At 73.8% G+C, this 20548-nt stretch carries 20 protein-coding genes; 11 read left to right on the forward strand and 9 right to left on the reverse strand.

Going from position 1 to position 20548, the window contains the following annotated elements:
- The first annotated feature begins 5 nt into the window (after positions 1-5).
- Together AC3ERT_RS04335 and AC3ERT_RS04340 are read left to right on the forward strand one after the other, a co-directional pair.
- A complete protein-coding gene (locus tag AC3ERT_RS04335; protein WP_435172735.1) occupies positions 6-680 on the forward strand; it encodes an NADPH-dependent F420 reductase in 675 nt (224 codons plus the stop codon).
- Between the two features lie 75 nt (positions 681-755).
- Entirely contained in the window at positions 756-1922 is a 1167-nt protein-coding gene (locus AC3ERT_RS04340; protein ID WP_435172736.1) for a cystathionine gamma-synthase, read from the forward strand.
- An 18-nt stretch (positions 1923-1940) separates the two neighbouring features.
- On the opposite strand, the gene AC3ERT_RS04345 is transcribed toward AC3ERT_RS04340, so the two are convergent.
- The 3 genes from AC3ERT_RS04345 to AC3ERT_RS04355 all read right to left on the reverse strand — a co-directional run bounded on the left by AC3ERT_RS04345 (position 1941) and on the right by AC3ERT_RS04355 (position 3233).
- Entirely contained in the window at positions 1941-2153 is a 213-nt protein-coding gene (locus AC3ERT_RS04345) for a hypothetical protein (protein ID WP_435124782.1), read from the reverse strand.
- Positions 2150-2581 (reverse strand): sigma factor-like helix-turn-helix DNA-binding protein, encoded by a 432-nt coding sequence (locus AC3ERT_RS04350; protein ID WP_335981677.1) that lies wholly within the window; start codon positions 2579-2581, stop codon positions 2150-2152. The genes AC3ERT_RS04345 and AC3ERT_RS04350 overlap by 4 nt, the downstream gene beginning before the upstream one ends.
- Positions 2582-2735: 154 nt before the next feature.
- Complete coding sequence (locus AC3ERT_RS04355) at positions 2736-3233, reverse strand: MarR family winged helix-turn-helix transcriptional regulator (protein ID WP_335981674.1); 498 nt, start codon at positions 3231-3233, stop codon at positions 2736-2738.
- A gap of 213 nt (positions 3234-3446) precedes the next feature.
- Between AC3ERT_RS04355 and ilvA the strand changes: the two genes are divergently transcribed.
- From ilvA to AC3ERT_RS04370, 3 genes are all read left to right on the forward strand, one after another.
- A complete protein-coding gene (ilvA, locus tag AC3ERT_RS04360; RefSeq protein ID WP_335981672.1) occupies positions 3447-4667 on the forward strand; it encodes a threonine ammonia-lyase in 1221 nt (406 codons plus the stop codon).
- Positions 4668-4994: 327 nt separating this feature from the next.
- Complete coding sequence (locus AC3ERT_RS04365) at positions 4995-6017, forward strand: ATP-binding cassette domain-containing protein (RefSeq protein WP_335981670.1); 1023 nt, start codon at positions 4995-4997, stop codon at positions 6015-6017.
- Positions 6014-6877: an ABC transporter permease gene (locus tag AC3ERT_RS04370; RefSeq protein WP_435172738.1), complete on the forward strand. Its 864-nt coding sequence runs from the start codon at positions 6014-6016 to the stop codon at positions 6875-6877. The genes AC3ERT_RS04365 and AC3ERT_RS04370 overlap by 4 nt, the downstream gene beginning before the upstream one ends.
- A gap of 102 nt (positions 6878-6979) precedes the next feature.
- Here AC3ERT_RS04370 and AC3ERT_RS04375 read toward each other — a convergent pair whose 3' ends face one another.
- The 3 genes from AC3ERT_RS04375 to greA form a co-directional block, all read right to left on the reverse strand.
- Entirely contained in the window at positions 6980-7546 is a 567-nt protein-coding gene (locus tag AC3ERT_RS04375) for a PIN domain-containing protein (protein ID WP_335981666.1), read from the reverse strand.
- A 1-nt stretch (position 7547) separates the two neighbouring features.
- Complete coding sequence (locus AC3ERT_RS04380) at positions 7548-8012, reverse strand: helix-turn-helix domain-containing protein (RefSeq protein ID WP_335981664.1); 465 nt, start codon at positions 8010-8012, stop codon at positions 7548-7550.
- A gap of 172 nt (positions 8013-8184) precedes the next feature.
- Complete coding sequence (gene greA, locus AC3ERT_RS04385; RefSeq protein WP_335981662.1) at positions 8185-8682, reverse strand: transcription elongation factor GreA; 498 nt, start codon at positions 8680-8682, stop codon at positions 8185-8187.
- 202 nt (positions 8683-8884) lie between these two features.
- On the opposite strand from greA, the gene AC3ERT_RS04390 reads away from it, so the two are divergent.
- Positions 8885-9403 carry a hypothetical protein gene (locus tag AC3ERT_RS04390; RefSeq protein ID WP_435124774.1) on the forward strand — a complete coding sequence of 173 codons (519 nt, stop codon included), beginning with the start codon at positions 8885-8887 and terminating at the stop codon, positions 9401-9403.
- A gap of 24 nt (positions 9404-9427) precedes the next feature.
- On the opposite strand, the gene AC3ERT_RS04395 is transcribed toward AC3ERT_RS04390, so the two are convergent.
- Positions 9428-9856, reverse strand: coding sequence for a DUF4307 domain-containing protein (locus AC3ERT_RS04395; RefSeq protein ID WP_335981658.1), 429 nt, complete (start codon positions 9854-9856; stop codon positions 9428-9430).
- 129 nt (positions 9857-9985) lie between these two features.
- On the opposite strand from AC3ERT_RS04395, the gene mca reads away from it, so the two are divergent.
- Together mca and AC3ERT_RS04405 are read left to right on the forward strand one after the other, a co-directional pair.
- Positions 9986-10858, forward strand: coding sequence for a mycothiol conjugate amidase Mca (mca, locus tag AC3ERT_RS04400; RefSeq protein WP_335981656.1), 873 nt, complete (start codon positions 9986-9988; stop codon positions 10856-10858).
- 29 nt (positions 10859-10887) lie between these two features.
- Complete coding sequence (locus AC3ERT_RS04405) at positions 10888-11115, forward strand: hypothetical protein (protein WP_435172741.1); 228 nt, start codon at positions 10888-10890, stop codon at positions 11113-11115.
- Between the two features lie 70 nt (positions 11116-11185).
- On the opposite strand, the gene AC3ERT_RS04410 is transcribed toward AC3ERT_RS04405, so the two are convergent.
- Positions 11186-14494 carry a tetratricopeptide repeat protein gene (locus AC3ERT_RS04410; protein ID WP_435172743.1) on the reverse strand — a complete coding sequence of 1103 codons (3309 nt, stop codon included), beginning with the start codon at positions 14492-14494 and terminating at the stop codon, positions 11186-11188.
- A 78-nt stretch (positions 14495-14572) separates the two neighbouring features.
- On the reverse strand, positions 14573-15370 hold the full coding sequence (locus tag AC3ERT_RS04415; RefSeq protein ID WP_435172744.1) for an AraC family transcriptional regulator: 798 nt from the start codon (positions 15368-15370) through the stop codon (positions 14573-14575).
- Between the two features lie 100 nt (positions 15371-15470).
- On the opposite strand from AC3ERT_RS04415, the gene AC3ERT_RS04420 reads away from it, so the two are divergent.
- The 3 genes from AC3ERT_RS04420 (at position 15471) to AC3ERT_RS04430 (ending at position 20448) form a co-directional block, all read left to right on the forward strand.
- Positions 15471-16760, forward strand: a complete 1290-nt coding sequence (locus AC3ERT_RS04420) for a CynX/NimT family MFS transporter (RefSeq protein WP_435172746.1) — start codon at positions 15471-15473, stop codon at positions 16758-16760.
- 398 nt (positions 16761-17158) lie between these two features.
- On the forward strand, positions 17159-18202 hold the full coding sequence (locus tag AC3ERT_RS04425; RefSeq protein WP_435172748.1) for an inositol polyphosphate kinase family protein: 1044 nt from the start codon (positions 17159-17161) through the stop codon (positions 18200-18202).
- Between the two features lie 212 nt (positions 18203-18414).
- Positions 18415-20448 carry a thioredoxin domain-containing protein gene (locus tag AC3ERT_RS04430; RefSeq protein WP_435172749.1) on the forward strand — a complete coding sequence of 678 codons (2034 nt, stop codon included), beginning with the start codon at positions 18415-18417 and terminating at the stop codon, positions 20446-20448.
- The last annotated feature ends 100 nt before the right edge of the window (positions 20449-20548 follow it).

The following is a 20548-nucleotide window of genomic DNA, read 5'->3' on the forward strand; positions in this document are numbered from 1 at the left end:
ACACCATGAGGATCGGAATTCTCGGCACCGGCGCCCTGGCGACGTCCCTGGGCACGGCGTGGGTACGGGCCGGGCACGAGGTGCTGGTCGGCGGCCGCTCGGCGGAGCGGGCCGCGGCCGCCGCGGCGGCGATGGGCGGCGGCGACGGCCGTACGGACGGCGGCGCGACGGCCCGCGCGGCCGCCACCGCCGCGGAGGCGGCCGCCGGGCGGGACGCGGTGCTGCTCGCCGTCTCCTGGGCCGGGGTGCCCGACATCCTGCGCGCGGCGGGCGCCGACCGCGGCGCGCTCGCCGGCACGGTGCTGGTCGACCCGGTCAACGCGGTGGACCACGGCGTCGGCGAGCACCTGCTGACCGACGGCCGCGCCGCCGCCGAGCACATCGCGGACCTCGCACCGGGCGCCCGCGTGGTCAAGGCGTTCCACCTCCTGCCCGCCGCGCGGTGGTCGGCGGCGGGCGGACCGGTCACCGTACCCGTCGCGGGTGACGACGAGGCCGCGCTGCGGACGGTCGCCGTCCTCGCGGGCGACGCGGGCGGGACCGCGGCGGTGGTCGGACCGCTGCGCCGGGCCCGGCAGTTGGAGGAGGCGGCGGGCCTGGTGATCGGGCTGGTCTTCGCCGGGTACGACCCGGCCGCGGCAGTCCCGCACGTGCCCGCCCGCGGCGCCGCGCGGGTCTGAACGCCCGCGCGCCCGTACGGTTCGGCCCGCGGCGGCGGTCAGCGGACGGGACCGTACGGCGGCTACGCTCGGCGCATGAACGATAGCCCTCACCCCCCGCGTGCCCACCAGCACTTCGAGACCCTGGCGATCCACGCCGGCCAGCCGGCCGACGCGCAGACCGGTGCGGTGGTCACGCCGATCTACCAGGTGTCGACGTACAAGCAGGACGGCGTCGGCGGCCTGCGCGGCGGCTACGAGTACAGCCGGTCGGCGAACCCGACCCGGACCGCGCTCGAGGAGAACCTCGCGGCCCTCGAAGGCGGCCGCCGCGGCCTGGCGTTCGCCTCCGGCCTGGCCGCGGAGGACTGCCTGCTGCGTACGGTGCTCACCCCCGGCGACCACGTGGTCATCCCCGACGACGCCTACGGCGGCACCTTCCGGCTCTTCGCGAAGGTCGCCGAGCGGTGGGGCGTGCTCTGGTCGGTCGCCGACACCTCCGACGTGCAGGCCGTGCGGGCCGCCGTACGCCCCGAGACGAAGCTGATCTGGGTGGAGACGCCCTCCAACCCGATGCTCGGCATCACCGACATCGCCGCGCTGGCCGGGGTGGCCCGGCAGGCCGGGGTGCGGCTGGTGGTCGACAACACCTTCGCCAGCCCCTACCTCCAGCAGCCGCTGGCGCTGGGCGCGGACGTGGTGGTGCACTCCATGACGAAGTACATGGGCGGCCACTCCGACGTGGTCGGCGGCGCGCTGGTCACCTCCGACGCCGCGCTCGGCGAGGAACTGGCGTACCACCAGAACGCGATGGGCGCGGTGGCCGGGCCGTTCGACGCGTGGCTGGTGATGCGCGGGATCAAGACGCTCGCGGTGCGCATGGACCGGCACTGCGAGAACGCCGGGCGGATCGCGGAGATGCTCCAAGGCCACCCGAAGGTGACCCGGGTGCACTACCCCGGGCTCTCCTCGCACCCCGGGCACGAGGTCGCGGCCAAGCAGATGCGCCACTTCGGCGGGATGGTGTCCTTCCAGGTGGCCGGCGGCGAGGAGGCGGCCGTCGCCGTCTGCGACCGGGCGCGGCTGTTCACCCTCGGGGAGTCGCTCGGCGGCGTGGAGTCCCTCATCGAGCACCCGGGCCGGATGACCCACGCGTCGGCCGCCGGCTCGGCGCTGGAGGTCCCGGCCGACCTCGTACGGATCTCGGTGGGCATCGAAGCGGCCGACGACCTCGTGGAGGACCTCCGCCAGGCCCTCGGCTGACGCGTTCGGCCCCCGGGCTCAGGTCAGGAGGAGGGCCGCGGCCAGGGCGGCGGTGAGCAGCAGGGCGGCGCAGAGGGCGCGGCGGAGCGTGCGGCGGCGCCGCAGCAGGGCGCGGCCCCTGCGGGCCGCACGCTCGGCGAGGTCCGGCGGGAGCGGGGGGTGCGGGGTGTCGAGGAGCCGCCGCACCTCCGCTTCGCGGCGGTTCGGCGGCGGCCCGCCGGCGGGGCTCACCGCCGGCTGCGCAGCCGCGCGCTGCCGCGCGCCGCGATCAGGGCGACCCGTTCGCACGCCATCCCGAGCATCGCCGCGGTCTGCTCCTCCCCGATCCCCTCGAAGTACCGCATGGTGACGACGAGCCGTTGACGCACCGTCAGGCCGTCCAGCGGGCCGCCGTGCGGGCGCCGCCACGGCCGGTAGCCGTACCGTACGAACAGCTCCGCGCGGGCGCGGTCGTAGGGGTCGTCGCCGGCCGGCTCCGGCCAGTGGGCGTAGAGCCGGGCGAGCGCGCCGGTCAGCAGCCGGTCGGCCGCGGCCGGATCACCGGTCAGCAGCAGCGCGGAGTGCAGCAGCCGCCCGCCCGCGCCGGCGACGAAATCGGCGAACTCGGCGTCCCTGCGGGCCTCCGCGGCCGCCCGGCGCCGACCCCCTGGGGTGCCCACGCGGACATGGGACGGCACGGGCGGCCACGCGGTCAATACCCGCGACCGGGCTCGCTGCCGGGATTGCCGCCGGGCCGTTGCGGTACTGCCGCCGGGACCGCCGCCCGTCCGCTGCCGGGCCGTCGCCTGTCCGCTGCCGGACGCCGCCCGTCCGCTACCGGTCGGCGCGTTCCGGGTCGCGCTGGGTGAGGCCGGCGTGCCAGTCGGCGAGCGCGATGTTGAACCGGCCGAGCAGCTCGGTGAACAGCTCGCGCTCCTGCTCCGACCAGTCCTCGGTGACCTTCGCCATCAACTGCCGTCGTGAGTCCCGTACTTCGCCCAGCCGGGCGCGGCCGCGCGGGGACAGCGCGAGCACCACCGCCCGCCCGTCCTCGGGGTGCGAGGTGCGCTTGACCAGGCCGGTGTCCACCAGCGGCGCGACCTGGCGGGTCACCGTCGAGGAGTCGATCCCCATCGCCTCGGCGAGCGCCTTGACGCCCATCGGGCCCTCGTGGTCGAGCCGGTTGAGCAGGAGGTAGGCGGCGCGGTCCATGGAGTTGCGGGCCCCGCCGATCCCGCCGAGCCGGGTCTGCTCGGCGCGGCGGGCGAAGAGGGCGACCTGGTGCTGGAGGCTCTCGAGGAGTTCGGTCGAGGTCTCCGGAGGGTTGGACATGACCTTCAAGCTCGCGTTCTGTCGGTTCGGTGGATGCGCGCCGGCGCGGATTGCGGTCGCGGCGGGCAGACGGGCGTACGGCGCCGGAACGGCGGGAAGTTGGGAGAAGAGTACGCGGCCCCGGAGGCCATCGGGAGCCTCGCGGCCGCATGTGCGACTTCGCGGGTGAACGCCTGCCCGTGATCGCCCGGCCGGACTGCGACACTGTGCCCCATGGACAACACGCGGTTCCAGCCGGTCACCTTGGACGACGTGCGCGGAGCGCACAAGATGCTCGCCGGGGTCGCGCGGGTCACCGCCATGGAGAGCTCCCGCCACCTGTCGGATCTGGTCGGCGCGCCGGTGTACCTGAAGTGCGAGAACCTCCAGCGCACCGGCTCGTTCAAGATCCGCGGCGCCTACGTGCGGATCGCCGGGCTGCGCCCCGAGGAGCGCGCGGCCGGCGTGGTGGCCGCCAGCGCCGGCAACCACGCGCAGGGCGTCGCGCTCGCCGCCTCCCTGCTGGGGGTGCGCTCCACCGTGTTCATGCCGGTGGGCGCCCCGCTGCCGAAGGTCGCCGCGACCCGCGAGTACGGCGCCGAGGTCCGGCTGGAGGGCGCCGTGGTGGACGAGACGCTGCGGGCGGCGATCGCGTACGCGGAGTCCACCGGCGCGGTCTTCATCCACCCCTTCGACCACCCGGACATCATCGCCGGGCAGGGCACGGTGGGCCTGGAGGTGCTGGAGCAGTGCCCCGAGGTGCGCACGGTGCTGGTCGGGGTGGGCGGCGGCGGGCTGGTGGCGGGGATGGCGGTCGCGGTCAAGGCGCTGCGGCCGGACGTGCGGGTCGTCGGGGTGCAGGCGGCGGGCGCGGCGGCGTACCCGCCCTCGCTCGCGGCCGGCCGCCCGGTGGCGCTGGGCTCGGTGGCCACCATGGCCGACGGCATCATGGTCGGCCGGCCCGGCGACGTGCCGTTCGCGGTGGTCAGCGAGCTGGTCGACGACGTGGTGACGGTCTCGGAGGACGCGCTGTCCTCCGCGCTGCTGCTGTGCCTGGAGCGGGCGAAGCTCGTGGTGGAGCCGGCCGGGGCCAGTTCGGTGGCGGCGCTGCTGGCGGCGCCGCGGTCGTTCGAGGGGCCGGTGGTGGCGGTGCTGTCCGGTGGGAACGTCGACCCGCTGCTGATGCAGCGCATCCTGCGGCACGGCATGTCGGCGGCCGGCCGCTACCTGTCGCTGCGGCTGCGGCTCACCGACCGGCCGGGCGCGCTGGCCGGGCTGCTGGCGACGCTGTCGCAGGCGGACGCCAACGTGCTGGACATCAGCCACATGCGCACCGACCCGCGGCTCGGGCTCACCGAGGCGGAGGTCGAGGTGCATCTGGAGACGAAGGGGCCCGAGCACCGCGCGGCGGTGGCGGCGGTGCTGGAGGACGCGGGCTACACGGTGATCGGCTGACCCGTCCTGGCCTGACCTGACCTGACCTGGCGTGGCTTGACCTGGGCCGTCCTGGCCTGACCGCTCACTCGCTCACCCGCTCGCCTGGTCCGATCGGCCCGACGTTCCCGGGGCCGGCGGCGAAAACAGTTGACGCGATATATCGCGTCTGCCATAGTCGCGAACTATCGCGAGGGTGCCGGCCGCCGATGAGTTTCGGTCGGCGCACCGGTCGAACGGGGAAGCGGGACCCGGCCGCGCGCACGGCCGCCGGGCGTTTTGACCGCGCGTACCCCGGGACAACCCCCCGCGGACGTGTACACACGGACAACCGACGGGAGCGAAGACATGGCCGGCGCCATCTACGCCGAGGGTCTGGTGAAGACCTTCGGGGACGTCAGGGCACTGGGGGGAGTGGATCTCGACGTGCCGGAGGGCACCGTCCTCGGCCTGCTCGGCCCCAACGGGGCGGGCAAGACCACCGCCGTCCGCGTCCTGACCACCCTGCTCCGCCCGGACAGCGGCAGAGCCGTCGTCGCGGGCATCGACGTACTCAAGCACCCCAACGAGGTCCGCCGGCACATCGGGCTGTCCGGCCAGTTCGCGGCCGTCGACGAGTACCTGACCGGCCGGGAGAACCTCCAGATGGTCGCGCAGCTCTACCAGCTCGGCGCCAAGCGGGCCCGGGCCCGCGCCGACGAGCTGCTGGAGCGGTTCCACCTCGCCGACGCCGCCAACCGCGTCTCCAAGACCTACTCCGGCGGCATGCGGCGCCGGCTGGACCTGGCCGCGGCCCTCGTGGTCAGCCCGCCGGTGATGTTCATGGACGAGCCCACCACCGGACTGGACCCGCGCAACCGGCAGCAGCTGTGGGAGGTCATCCAGGAACTGGTCGCCGGCGGCACCACGCTGCTGCTCACCACGCAGTACCTGGAGGAGGCCGACCACCTCGCCCACGACATCTGCGTCATCGACCACGGCGTGGTGATCGCCCGCGGCACCGCCGACCAGCTCAAGGCGCAGACCGGCGGCGAGCGGATCGAGGTCGTCGCCCACGACCACAGCCGGATCGAGGACACCGTGGCCGTACTGGTCCGGTACGGCCGGGGCGGCCAGGACGCCGTCAGCGTCGACCGGCACACCCGCAAGGTGACCGTGCCGGTCACCGGCGGCGCCAAGCTGCTCGCCGAGGTGATCCGCGAACTGGACGCCGAGAGCATCGAGATCGACGACATCGGGCTGCGCCGCCCCACCCTCGACGACGTGTTCATCTCGCTGACCGGGCACACCGCCGAGGAGTCCGAGGCGCGGGCCGCGCGGGACGGCGACGGCGGCCCGGACTCCGCATCCTCGAAGGAGACCGTGAAATGAGCGTCGCCACCGGCACCCCGGACAGCCCGCGGACCACCCTCGCGCCGACCCCGCGCGGCGGCGCGCTCGGCTCGCTGCACGACTCCCTGGTCGTCGCCAAGCGCAACCTGCTGCGGATGATGCGCATCCCCGAGGTCGTGATCTTCGGCCTCTTCCAGCCGATCATGTTCGTGGTGCTCTTCAGCTACGTCTTCGGCGGGTCGGTCAACGTCGGCGGGTCGTTCAGCGCCTCGGACTACCGCAACTTCCTGATGGCCGGGATCTTCGCGCAGACCGTGACGTTCGCCACCGCCGGCGCCGGCGCGGGCATCGCCGACGACATGCACAAGGGCCTGATCGACCGGTTCCGCTCGCTGCCGATGTCCCGCGGCGCGGTGCTCACCGGCCGTACCCTCGCCGACCTGGTGCAGACCGCGCTGACCGTCGTGGTGCTCGCCTGCGTCGGGCTGCTCGTCGGCTGGCGCATCCACAACGGCCTGCCGAAGATGTTCGGCGCCTTCGCGCTCCTGCTGCTGCTCGGCTACGCCTTCTCCTGGATCGGCGCGCTGATCGGCCTGACGGTGCGCACCCCGGAGGCGGCCACCTCCGGCGGCCTGGTCTGGCTCTTCCCGGTGACGTTCGTCTCGAACGCGTTCGTCTCCCCGCAGAACATGACGCCCTGGCTGCGGCACGTCGCGGAGTGGAACCCCTTCAGCGCCACCGTCCAGGCCTCCCGCACCCTCTTCGGCAACCCGGGCGTCGTCCACTCCACGGCCTGGCCGATGCAGCACCCGGTATGGGCCTCACTGGCCTGGTCCGTCCTGATCGTCGCGGTCTTCCGCACCCTCGCCGTCCGCAAATACCGCTCCGCCACCGCCTAGCCGCGTTCGCGTGTGCGACGTGCCCGGTCGGCTGTTCGGCAAAGCGACGGACAGCCGACCGGGCGGTGCGGGCCCTGGGTCGGGCCGTCGACGCAGCCGCCGTCAGGTGCTCGGGCCGGAGCCCGTACGGAGCATGCTCACGGCGCCGATCAGCTGAGACCTCTCCAACTGGTCCAGGACGTCGTCGAACGTGACGGGCGTCCGTGTGCGGCTGTTCGCTATCTCCATGACACAGCCGTAGATGACCCGGTCGTCCAAGTCGATCAGGTCCATGACGAAGTCGTCGGCCGTCTTCGACTCGATGCCCCACTCGGCAAGGCAGTCGGGCGGGAAGTGCTTGCGGTTGTTGGTCACGATGACCTGTGCGCCGGACTTGACGGCGGCAGCAAGGACATGCCGATCGTCCGGGTCGGGCAGCTTGAGGCCCTCGGTCAGCGACTCGTAACCGGTCACCAGGCAGTCGCGGACGGCTGCGTTCATGCGGCGCCGGAGCTCTGCGCGCTTGGCGTCGTCGCCGACGTTGTTGCGCCGCAGGGCCTCCTGCACCTCGTCCAGGATCTGCTCCGTCCACTTCGCCTGGACGATGCCGTGCCGAGCGAGGCGGATGAGCAGATCCCTGACGGTGTTCGGGTAGAGCACGTTCGAGTCGTACAGGACGGTGAAGGCCATCTCAGAGGAGCCCCAGCTCCTCGTCGAGACTGGTGAGGGAGTCGGCGGCGTCCTTCCGTTCCCGGTCGTCCCTGCGCTTGTACTCCATGACGTCGTTGAACTTCACCCGGCGGTGCCGGCCGACGAGTCCGAACGGGATCTTGCCGCTCTCGAGGAGCCCGACCAGGTAGGGCCGGGAGACGTTCAGCATGTCCGCTGCCTGCTGGGTGGTCAGCATGGCGTTGACCGGCATGAGCTGAACGCCCTGGCCGTTGGCGAGCGCGGCAAGCATCGTGGCGAACATCTCGACGGTGGCACGCGGCAGGACGAGCGGGTCGTCATCGCCGTGCTCGCCGAGGATGGTGACGTCGGTGGTCACGTCGGTGTCGTGTGCGAGGTAGTCGCGAATCCTGCGGAGGGCTCGCTGCGCGCTTTCGGCGTCGACCGTGCCCGGCGCGATCTTGCGGCCTTCTGTTGCTGCGGCCATGTGAGTGCCCCTTCTCCTGATATTCGAAGTATCCGCAGTATTCGAAATATTCGCAACTCTTCCCGAGTGGCGATGTCCCGAGGCGGCTCCGAGGCGGCCCACGCAGCGCAGCCCCGGCCGTCGGGGGACGGGCGGGGCTGCTGCGGGGGCGGGTGGGGGGAGGAGGAGGGGGTCAGCCCTGGTAGGGCTTCACGTCGAGGACCTTCACCGCTGCCGTCTTGCCGTTCGGCAGTTCGTACGTGGCGTCCTCGCCCTTGCGCTTGCCGGTCACACCGCGGCCGAGCGGGGACTGCGGCGAGTACGTCTCGAGGTCGCTGCTGACACCCTCGCGCGAGCCGAGCAGGAAGGTCAGGGTGTCGTCCGGGTCGCCGTCGAAGGCGATGGTCACCACCATGCCGGGCGCCACCACGCCGTCGTCGGCCGGCGCCTCGCCGACCTTCGCGGTCTCCAGGATCTGGTTGAGCTGCCGGATGCGCAGCTCCAGCTTGCCCTGGTCCTCACGCGCCGCGTGGTAGCCGGCGTTCTCCTTGAGATCGCCTTCCTGACGAGCTTCCTCGATCTTGGCGACGATCTCGGCGCGGGCCGGACCAGACAGGTGCTCCAGCTCGGCCTTGAGCTGGTCGTACGCCGCCTGGGTGAGCCAGGTGACGTTGTCGCTGGTCTGGGTCACTGGTGCTCCTCGTCGATACGGTCATGCGGTGTTCTGGTGCGTGTCCCCTCCCGGTGCACAAGTGCATTGCCACCCGGCGCCGGGACGAAACCACGAGCCTAACAATTCCTGACCGGCGAGGCTGCCCCATATGCGGTTACATCGTGTGCGGCGGAACACCCCCCGGTGCCGACCGCGCCGCCACCGCGTCGAAAGGGGCGCCATGCCGGACGACCCGCACCAGCACGCACCGTACGCGCCCCTCGGCGTGCCGCGGCAGCGCCTGCTGTTCGGCGGGGTCTACGGCACGGTGCTGGCCAGCTCGCTCGCCTCCGCCCTGGACCAGGACACCGGGCAGCCCGACCCCCGCTACGACGCGCTGTGGATTCTGGTGGCCGCGCTCACCGCGGCCGCCGCCCACGGCTACGCGCACACCATCGCCCACTGGACCGCGGGCGGGCGGCGGCCCACCGTGGAGACGCTCCGGTCGATGCTGGACGAGTGGCCGCTGGTCGCCGCCGTCGCCCCGACACTGGTCGCGCTGCTCGGCGCGTCGGCCGGGTGGTGGAGCGAGAGCGGCGGCGTCGGCGTGGTGCTGCTGGTCAACACCGCGACGCTCTTCGGCTGGGGCCTGTGGGCGGCCCGCGCGGCCGGGCAGCGCTGGGCGCCGTCCTGCCGGGTCGGCATCGTGGACGTGGTGATCGGCCTGGTCATCGTGGGCGCGAACGCGCTGACCCACTGAGCCCGGCCACCGGCCGGACCCGGATCAGCTGTTCTTCGCCGACTGGCAGCCGACCAGTTCGCCGGTGCTGCCGGTCGCGGTGGTGCGCAACGTCACGATCGTGTCGACGTCCTTGGCGTGCTCGCTGATCCGCACGTCCTTGCGGCCGACCTCGTTGTGGTCGTCGTCCTGGGAGCGGACGGTGCACACCACGGTCGTCCCGGCGCCCTTGTGGACCTCCAGGTGGATCTGGAGGGAGTGCGCGGACACCGCCTGGAAGGACACGACCTGCGCGCTGATCCGGCTCTCCTGGAGGGAGTGCCAGCCGAAGTAGCCGACAGCCGCGGCCAGCAGCACGCCCAGCACGACCGCGGCCCTGCGCAGCGCCCGGTCCTTGCGTGCGTCGGCGTCTGCGCCGCCGCCGTACCGCCCCTCGGGCAGCGACGGTGCCGGACCCGGCTGCACGGCCGTCATGATCGTCCTCCCGTCGGGGACCGCGGAATTAATCGCCCCCGTCTCCCGTCACTATAGGAGGTGCCCCCGGCCGTTGTTTCGGAGGGGATCGAGACTGTTGTGATGACCGGAGACATAAGGAAGCCAGCCTTGACCGATCAGCTTCGACTGATGGCCGTGCACGCCCACCCCGACGACGAGTCGAGCAAGGGCGCCGCCACGATGGCCAAGTACGTGTCCGAGGGGGTCGACGTGCTGGTGGCGACGTGCACCGGCGGCGAGCGCGGCTCCGTCCTCAACCCCAAGCTCCAGGGCGACCCCTACGTCGAGGAGCACATCCACGAGGTCCGGGCCAAGGAGATGGACGAGGCCCGGCAGATCCTCGGCGTCAAGCAGGCGTGGCTGGGCTACGTGGACTCCGGGCTGCCCGAGGGCGACCCGCTGCCGCCGCTGCCCGAGGGCTGCTTCGGCCTGGTGGACGTCGACACCGCCGCCGGCACGCTGGTGAAGCTCATCCGCGAGTTCCGGCCGCACGTCATCACCACCTACGACGAGAACGGCGGCTATCCGCACCCCGACCACATCATGACCCACAAGATCTCGATGGCGGCGTTCGAGGCGGCGGGGGACCCCGAGCGCTATCCGGAGGCGGGCGAGCCGTGGACCCCGCTGAAGCTCTACTACAACCAGGGCTTCAACAAGGCCCGCACCCTCGCCCTGCACGAGGCGCTGCTCGCCCGCGGCCTGGAGTCGCCCTACGAGGACTGGATCAAGCGGTTCGAGCAGTCCGACCGGCCCGAGCGGAACCTCACCACGCACGTGCCGTGCGGCGAGTTCTTCGAGATCCGGGACAAGGCGCTGCTCGCCCACGCCACCCAGATCGACCCCGACGGCGGCTGGTTCCGGGTGCCGATGGACGTCCAGCGCGAGGTCTGGCCCACCGAGGACTACGAACTCGCCCGCTCCCGGGTGGACGTCTCCCTCCCCGAGGACGACCTGTTCGCGGGCGTTCGCGGGGCCTGACTGCGGGGAGCTTTCCGGTCTGAGCAACAATGGAGGGCGTGACTGACTACCACGCCCTCCACCCGCTCGTCCCGCTCGCCCAGGAGCTCGACAAGAACAAGGTGACCCCGGGGCTGCTCGGATTCGTGGTCTTCGCGGTGATCGCCGTCGGCCTGTGGGCGCTCATGAAGAACATGAACAAGCAGATGAAGAAGATCGACTTCGAGGAGCAGCCGGCCCCGGAGTCCAAGCCCACCATCCCGGCGGCCCGCGACTAGGGCGTCATCCAGTACGCCGGCAGCCGGTACGCCACCGGCCGGCACCCCACCGGGCCGGTGTCCGCCGCCCCTACGTGGGCACCGCCATGACCATGCGGGCGGACCTCGTCGGGGTCATGCCCAGCTCCCACGCGTTCCAGGGCGACCCGGGGACGATCGAGCCGCGCGCCAGCAGGAGCCGATACGCCTCCGCGTACTCCGCCAGGTCCGGGTCGCGCTCGGGGAAGGACGCGGCGAGCAGCGCCCGCAGCTCCTCGTCCGCGCGGGCCGCGCCGTCCGGCCCGGCCGGGTCCGGGGCCAGCAGCGGCAGCACCGTGGCCCGCAGGAACACCGCCCAGTCGTGGCCGCGCCGGTCGCCGAGCCCGGCGAACAGCCCGCCCGCCTCGTCCAGCAGCGACAGCGCCTCCAGCAGCCGCCCGTTGCCCGCGTCGATCACCGCCAGCTCCACGCACGACCACGCCTCGCCGTGCGCCACCCCGATCCGCCGGAAGTCCTGCCGCGCGTCCTGGAGCAGCTGCCGGGCGAAGCCGCTGTTGCGCAGGTTCCCGGTCCGGGCCGCCCGCTGGTCGCGGGTCACCCGCGCCGAGTGGTGCCGGGCGCAGGCCAGCCCGTAGACGTCCCGCATCCGGGAGAACATGCTGCGCGCCCGCTCCAGGGTGCGCAGCGCCGCGTCGGTGTCGCCGCTTTCCTCCAGCGCGTGCCCGAGGTAGTACAGCGTCCACGCCTCGCCGCGGGCGTCCTCCGTCGCCCGGTGCCGCTGCACCGCCTCGTCCAGGTCGTGGGCGGCCTCCCGGGCCTGGCCGCGCATCAGCCGCGCGCGGGCCAGTTGGGTGAGCGTCCACGCGGTGCCGCGCGGGTCGCGGGCCAGCGCGTAGCACCGCCCGGCCGCGCGCAGCTCCTCCTCGCCCTCGTCCAGCCGGCCCAGCCGCAACTGCACCTGCCCGAGTTGGAGGTGCGCCCACGCCTCGCCCTGCACGCTCTCGTTCTCCCGGTGCAGCGCCAGCGACTCCTCCAGCAGCGCGAGGGCCTGGGCGACCTCGTCCCGATCGCGCAGCACCGCGCCCAGCGCGTGCAGCGTCCAGGCCCGGTCCTCCTCCAGGCCCGGCGCGCCCTGGATGTCGACCGCCTCGCGCAGCCGCAGCTCGGCCTCCTTCAGGTTGCCCTGGTGGTGCAGGGTGATGCCGAGGCTGTCCAGGGCGCGGGCGGCGCCGGCCGGGTGCTCCGCCTCGAAGTACAGGTCCACCACGGCACTGAGGGTCGACTTCGAACGGTCCAGCTCGCCCAACTGCCGGGCCGCGATGCCGGTGCGCCACTGCACCGACCGCACCAGCACCGAGCGGTCGCCCTCGGGGCCCGAGCGGCCGCCGGCCGCCTGCTGCGCCTGGGCCATCTCGCTGATCTCGCCGAGCCGGTACAGGTCGCCGCGCAGCAGGCAGTAGTCGCACAGCGCGCCCAGCAGCGCCTGCACGGCGGCCTGGTCCACCCCCGCGGTGTCGCGCAGCGCGGCGGTGATGAACGACGACTCCTCGTCCAGCCAGCGCAGCGCGAGGTCGAGGGAGGCGAAGCCGTGCGGGCCGAACCGCCCGGCGCGGGTCGACGTCTTCCCTTCGACCAGCCGGATCACGGTGTCGGCGAGGTCGGCGTAGGAGCGGATCAGCCGCTCGTGGGCGGCGGCGCGCTCGACCGGGTCCTCCTCGTCGAGCAGCCGCTCGGCGGCGAACGCCCGGACCAGGTCGTGCGGCCGGTAGCGGCTGCCGCGGACGTTCTCCAGCAGTCCGGCGGCGGCGAGTTCGGCCAGGCGGCGGCCGGCCTCCTGCTCGTCGGTGGCCAGCAGCGCCGCCGCGGCGGCCGCCCCGAAGCTGGCCCGCCCGGCGAGCGCGAGGCGGCGCAGCAGGCGGCGGCCCGGCTCGGGCTGGTCGTGGTAGCGCAGGGCGAGCACCCGGTCGACCGGGTCGCGCGGCCCGAACACCTCGATGTCGTCGGCCAGTCGGGCCGCGCCGCCGTGTGCGGCGAGCCCGGAGCCGGCGATCCGCAGGGCGATGGGCAGCCCGGCGGTCAACGCGCGCAGCCGCTCGGCCTGTTCGGGCGGCGCGGTGTCCGTGCCGGCCGCGTCGGCGATCTCGCCGAGCAGTTCGAAGGTGTCGTCGAGGTCCAGCGGGCCCACGGGCAGGTGGTGGACGACCGCGCCCGGCACGTCGGGGTCGAACGGTTCCGCGGCGGTGACCAGCACCAGGCTCTCGGAGCGCTCGGGCACCAGCGGCCGGACCTGCTCGGCGTCGGTCGCGTCGTCCAGCACGATCACCACCGGGACACCGGTCAGGTGCTGCTGGTACTGCTCGGCGAGGCGGGTCAGGTGCTGGCCGTGGTCCTGCCGCTCGGGCCGCTCCCGGAACAGCAACTGGTCGCGGGGCGCGCCGAGCCGGTTGAGCAGGTGCAGCAGCGCGTCCCGGACCGGCAGCGGGCTGGGCCCCGCGCCGCGCAGGTCCACCACGCACGCGCCCTTGAACTGGTCCCTCAACTCCCGTGCCGCGCGCACCGCCAGGGAAGTGCGGCCGCCGCCTGCCGGACCGTGCAGGACAACGACCGTGGGCCGTACGGCAGTCGAGGCACGGGACTGGTGCACCCACTGGGCGATCCGGGCGAGGTGGGCCCGGCGGCCCGCGAACGGGCCCTCGGCCTCGGGGAGTTGCTGGAAGGACTGCTCCAGGACGGCGCGGGTGCGGGCGGCGGCGCTGCGGTCGCCCCCGCCGCGCCGGGTCTTCGCCACCGGGGGCCGCTCGGCCGCGCGCGGCGGCGGGGGAGCGGGGGCGCGGTGGTCGGCGGCCGGCTCCGGTGGCGGCGGGGGCACGGGCGCGGGGGCGGCCGGCTGCGGCCGCTTCGGTGCCGCGGCCTTCGCCGCCGGGGGCGCCTGCGCCTGCCGTACGAACGGTCCTATGGCGCGTTCCTCCACGGCCGCCAGCCAAGCGGCCCGGGCCTGCGCGGCACCGGCCGGCAGCGCCTGGTGGGCCCGCAGCGTGCGCAGCGCCGCGACGGCGAAGGTGGCGGCCGCGGCGACCAGCGCGGTGGTCACGGCCGCACCGGCGGACAGGCCGTGCGCGAGGTCCACGCAGAACGCGGCCACCGCCGCCGTGATCGCGGCGAGCCCCGGGACCGAGCCCGGCGCCGCCGCCGACACATGGGACGCCGCCCGGCCCTCGCGCAGCGCCGTACGGTAGGCGGCGTACTCCGCAGGGGCGGCGGCCGCCAGCGTGTCCAACTCCTTGCGGCCGCGCGCCAGCAGCCCGCGCCGGTCGCCCGCGGCGCCGGCCGCCGCCCGCCGCAGCAACCGCTCCACCTCGGCCCGGTCCGCCCCCCGCAACGCGCTCCGCGTATCCGCCACATGCCCTCCCGTTGCCTTCCGGCCCCCGTGGCATACGACAGTCCACGGGTAGTAGGAGGTTCCCGTACCGGCCCCGCCTCAACCCCGCCGCGGCGTCCGGCTCTCCTCCCGTGCGGGCTCGGACGGGGCGCTCAGCGAGCGCTGGTAGCGGCCGGGGCTCTGGCCGACGAGGGAGGTGAACGCGCCGATGAAGGCGCTGGGGTTGGCCCAGCCGCACGCGGCCGCGGTCCGGGTGACGGACCTCCCGTCGGTGAGCAGCAGCAGGGCCCGGTGGATGCGCAACTGGGTGCGCCACTGCACGAAGTTCATCCCGGTCTCGCTCTTGAACAGGCGGTTGAGGGTGCGCTCGCTGGCCCCCACGATGCGGCCGAGCGCGGCGAGCGTGGCGGGCGCGGACATGTCCTGCTGGACGAGCCCGGTCACGGCCACGAGGCGGGGGTCGTGGGGCGCGGGCAGGTGCAGGGGCTGTTCGGGCGCGGCGACGACGTCGTCGATGACGACGCGGCGCAGGCGGGCGCGGGCGGCTTGGGAGCGCGGTTCGCCGGCGGTCAGCGCGAGGACGGCCTCCCGGGCCAGCGGCGTCATCGCGAGCACCGCCGGGCGCGGCGGCAGGAGCTCCGCCAGCCGGGGCGCCAGGAAGACGATGCGCATGTCGGTCGCGCCGTGCGCCCGGTGCTCGTGCGTGAAGCGGGCCGGAATCCACACGATCCGGTTCGGCGGCGCGACCCACGCCCCGGCCTCGGTGACCATCGAGAGCACTCCCGAGGCCGGGTAGACCAGGTGGCCGCGGGTGTGCGCGTGCGCGTGGGTGCGCTCGTCGTGCCCGAGCAGGAGGTACTGCTCCGGGCGCGTCGACGTGTGTCGGGTTTCGGGCATCACGCGTCAGATTAACAGTGGTCGGCCCAGGCGGCAGGGCGTTGACTTGACGGTGTCCACCAGGCAGAAGGCGCTGGTCACGACAGGTGAGGGAGACAACGTGGAGACGCGTGAGAGCGACCGGAGCGCGGTCGGCGGGACGGGTGGCCCTTCCCGGCCCGAGCACCCCGGCGACCGGTCGGCGCGCACCCCCGTACGTACCGCGGTGCTGGCCGGCGGCCTGCTGCTGACCGCCCTGAACCTCCGCCCCGGGGTCGCCTCCATCGGGCCGGTCCTGTCCAGCATCCGCGACGACCTGGGACTTCCGGCGTCCGTGGCGAGCCTGCTGACGACCATCCCGATCGTCGCGTTCGGCGCGTTCGCGTTCCTCACCCCGGCGCTGACCCGCCGCTTCGGCATGCACCGCCTGCTCGGACTCACAATGCTCGCGCTGGCCGCGGGCATCGCGCTGCGGCTCCAGCCCAGCCTGGCCGGGCTGTTCACCGGCACCGTCCTGGTGGGCGCGGCGATAGCCGTCGCCAATGTCGTCATGCCCGCGGCGGTCAAGCGCGACTTCGCCCGCCAGTCCGGGCTGATGATGGGCCTGTACTCGACGGCCCTGTTCGTCGGCGCCGCCCTCGCCTCGGGACTCACGGCGCCGCTGGCCTCGGCGGTCGGCGGGTCCTGGCGCGCGGCGCTGGCGGTGTGGGCGATCCCCGCGGTCGTCGCCTTCGGCGCGGTCCTGCCGCAGATGGTCCGCGCGCCGCGGCGCGACCCGCGCACGCGGGAGGTGGCCGACGTGCCCTCCGAGCGGGGCGAGCCGACGTTCCGGGCCCTGTTCAAGGACCCCGTCGCGATCGCGGTGACGACCCTCATGGGCACGCAGAGCCTGGCGTACTACGCCTGCCTGACCTGGCTCCCGACGCTGTTGCAGGACCACGGCACGGACCAGCACACCGCCGGCTGGCTGATCGCCTACTCCGCCTTCCCCGGGATCGTGGCGGCGCTGCTCGTCCCCGGGATGGCCCGGCGGATGCGCCCCACCTGGCTGCCGGTGCTGCTGTCCGTCCTGCTCACCGGCGCCGCCTACCTCGGCCTGGGCACCGCGCCGGTGGCCGGCGCCTACGTCTGGATGACCCTGCTCGGCCTCGGCCAGGGCGCGGCGATCAGCCTGTCCCTGACGTACATCGTGCTGCGCTCCCCGGACGCGCGGCACACCGGCCACGTCTCCACGATGGCGCAGGGCGTCGGCTACCTCTTCGCGGGCCTCGGCCCGGTCGGCATCGGCCTGGTCCACACGCTCACCGGCGGCTGGGGCGTTCCGCTGCTCGTCCTCGGTGCGCTGCTGCTCCTGCAACTCGCCGGCGGCATCGCCGCCAGCCGCGACCGCCACGTCCTCACTTCCCGGTAGCCGCTGCCGGGTGGGGGTTCCGGCAGTACCTGCAACGGCGGTGCATTCCGCGCCGCGGTGGACCGGGGTTCTCCCGACGTGGCAGCGGATGCGGCCCGCCCCGGCAGAGCCGACGGTGGAGTCGGCCTCACCTCCCACCCCTGACCCCCGTGCGACGGGTACGCGGACCACCCGGAGGACGCGCGTCCACCCCGAGAGCGGGGCGGACGGGGACCGTGCCGGGGCATCGGCGCCGCCGATGGGCCACGCTGTGCGGGCTGACCGGGCAACGGTCAGTTCCCGCCGTGAGTAGGGTCGTTGACACCGCTCGATCCCATTGCGTCAGCTGTTGACACTCCGATATTCATGGCTGTGTCGTCGTCATGCCGGGCCGGGAAGGTCCGCTGGAAGGGGCAGCTTTGTACTCGCACGGAGATCGGCGCGACATCGGACACGAGTCCGCCGCCCGGCGCGGCCCGGTGCACCCGGACAGCACGGCGGCCCGTCCGCAGGAGGCAGCCGGTTCCATCGCGGCGATGATGCGGACGGTGCAGGGGGCCGCGGGAAACGCCGCCGTCGCGCAGCTCGCCGCGGGCGGGTGGCGCAGCCGGTCGGCGGGTGGCGTTCCGGCGATCCAGCGGGCTGCACGCGCGGCCGCACCCAGCCGGACCGTCCAGCGTGCGGAGGAAGAGGCGACCGGCGGGCACGGCGGGATGGAGTGGCGTGCCGGCGGCAGCATCATCGGAAAGCCCACGAACGAGGTGGAGCGGGACTTCTACGCCGACATGCGCGCGGGCAAGCACCCCGCGTTGGACGGAGTGGCACCCGCTTCGTACACCGCCGAGCAGGTGGAGCAGAAGGACGGTAAGAAGGGCGACGACGCGACCCACATCTACATCGCGAACCTGACGTCCGGCATGACGAAGCCGAAGCTCCTCGACATCAAGGTGGGCGAAAGCACCGCAAGCAAGCAGGAACTGCTCGCCAGCATGTCGAAGGCCGACGCCTGGAAGAAGAAGATGAAGCTGAAGGTCGCCGACGCGGTGACCGGCTCCGCGAGCCGCGGCTACCGGGCGGTCGGCGGCACGGGCCTCAAGGGGAAGAGCCGACGCGAGATCGGGCGGGCGTCCGAGAAGATCGTGGGCGGCTTCGCCGAGGAGGGCAGTGTCCACGACGTCCTCGTGGAGAAGCTGATGCACGTCCGGGAGGCCGCGAAGAGCTCGGGCCTCGCCTTCATCGCGGCGAGCGTGCTCATCGCGGTGGACGAGGAGCCCGCCGAGGGCACCTCGGCGACATCCGCGAAGCTCAACCTGATCGACTTCGCGCACACGTTCGGCCCCGGGCGGATGAGCGCCGACCAGGTGAAGAAGTACCAGCAGCGCTTCGACCAGGGCATGGCGAGCCTGATCGAGGCCGTGCAGGCGGCGGGCAACACCAAGGCGGCGCCGGAACCGAGTGCGTAGGGCCGCGGGCGCGGACGGCCACCTCACGCGGCAGTTCGACCATGGCGCGAAGCACCGGTAACGCGTTCGAGGAGCCTCGGCGGTTCCGGCGCTGCGCGCACCAGCCTACGGAACCGTACGGCCGGCACACCTGATCCGGAACGGCTGCGGGCGTTGGCGACGCGGCCGGGTGGCTGGGCCCGGCCCGCGGGGGATCGTGCGACGATGGCGGCATGAACCGACTGGGCAACTCGCAGTCGCCCTACCTGCTCCAGCACGCGGACAACCCGGTGGACTGGTGGCCGTGGGGGGAGGACGCCTTCGCCGCCGCGCGCAAGCGGGGGGTGCCGGTGCTGTTGAGCGTGGGCTACAGCAGTTGCCACTGGTGCCATGTGATGGCTCACGAGTCCTTCGAGGACGAGGCGGTCGCCGCGTACCTGAACGAGCACTTCGTCGCGGTCAAGGTGGACCGGGAGGAGCGGCCGGACGTCGACGCGGTGTACATGGAGGCGGTGCAGGCGGCGACCGGGCAGGGCGGGTGGCCGATGACGGTCTTCCTCACCCCCGACGGGGAGCCGTTCTACTTCGGCACGTACTTCCCGCCGCGCGCGCGGGGCGGGCTGCCCGGGTTCCGGGAGGTGCTGGAGGGCGTCGTCGGCGCGTGGCGGGAGCGCCGCGAGGAGGTCGGCGAGGTGGCCGCCCGGATCGTCCGGGAACTGGCCGAGCGGGCCGGGGCGTACGGCGGCGCGGCCGGCAGCGTGGGGGAGGGCGAACTCACCGCGGCGCTGGTGGGTTTGACCCGGGCGTACGACGAGACGCACGGCGGGTTCGGCGGTGCCCCGAAGTTCCCGCCGTCGATGGCGCTGGAGTTCCTGCTGCGCCACCACGCCCGTACCGGCGCCGAGGGCGCCCTGCGCATGGTGCGGGACACCTGCGAGGCGATGGCCCGCGGCGGGATCTACGACCAACTCGGGGGCGGCTTCGCCCGGTACGCCGTGGACCGCGCGTGGCAGGTGCCGCACTTCGAGAAGATGCTCTACGACAACGCGCTGCTCACCCGGGTGTACGCGCACCTGTGGCGGGCCACCGGCTCCGACCTCGCCCGCCGGATCGCCCTGGAGACCGCGGACTTCATGGTCGCCGAACTCGGCACCGCCGAGGGCGGGTTCGCCTCCGCACTGGACGCCGACAGCGACGACGGCACCGGCCGCGGCGTCGAAGGCGCCTACTACGTGTGGACGCCCGCCCAACTGGCGGAGGAACTCGGCGCGGCCGACGGGGAGTTCGCCGCCGGCTACTTCGGAGTGACGAAGGAGGGCAACTTCGAGGAGGGCACCTCGGTGCTGCGCCTGCCGCAGGGCAACGGCGTGGTGGACGCCGACCGGGTGGCCGCCGTACGCGAGCGGCTGCTCGAAGCCCGGGCCCGCCGCCCGCGGCCGGGCCGGGACGACAAGGTGGTCGCCGCCTGGAACGGCCTGGCCATCGCCGCACTCGCCGAGACCGGCGCCTACTTCGACCGCCCCGACCTGGTGCAGGCCGCGGTCGACGCCGCCGACCTGCTGGTCCGGGTCCACCTCGACGTGCACGGGCGGCTGCTGCGCACCTCCCGCGACGGCACCCCGGGCACCAACGCGGGCGTGCTGGAGGACTACGGCGACGTCGCCGAGGGCTTCCTGGCGCTCGCCTCCGTCACCGGCGAGGGCGTCTGGCTGGACTTCGCCGGCCTGCTGCTGGACACGGTGCTCACCCGCTTCACCGCGCCGGACGGCACCCTCTACGACACCGCGGACGACGCGGAGGCGCTGATCCGCCGCCCGCAGGACCCCACGGACAACGCGGTGCCCTCCGGGTGGAACGCGGCGGCCGGCGCCCTGCTGTCGTACGCCGCGCACACCGGGTCGGAGCGGCACCGTACGACCGCGGAGCGCGCGCTCGGGGTGGTGGGCGCGCTGGCCGCCCGCGCGCCGCGCTTCGTCGGGTGGGGGCTGGCGGTGGCCGAGGCGATGCTCGACGGGCCGCGCGAGGTGGCGGTCGTCGGCGCGGTCGGCGACCCGCTCACCGAGGAACTGCACCGCACCGCGCTGCTGGCCGCGGCGCCCGGCGCCGTGGTGGCCGTCGGGGAGGAGGGCGCCGGGGAGTTCCCGCTGCTGCGGGGCCGCCCGACACGGGCCGGGCGCGCGGCGGCGTATGTCTGCCGCAGGTTCGTCTGCGACGCGCCCACCTCCGACCCGCGCGCCCTGCGCTCCCACCTGCGGGCCGACGACTAGGGCCTGTCGTTTGGATCTCCGCGGCGTCGCGTCGCCCGGCACGCACATCTGCTGCGTTCTCGTCGGTCACCGACTCCCCCACAGCCTGCGGCGTGGGAGG

It is taken from the genome of Actinacidiphila sp. bgisy145 (assembly GCF_057708125.1).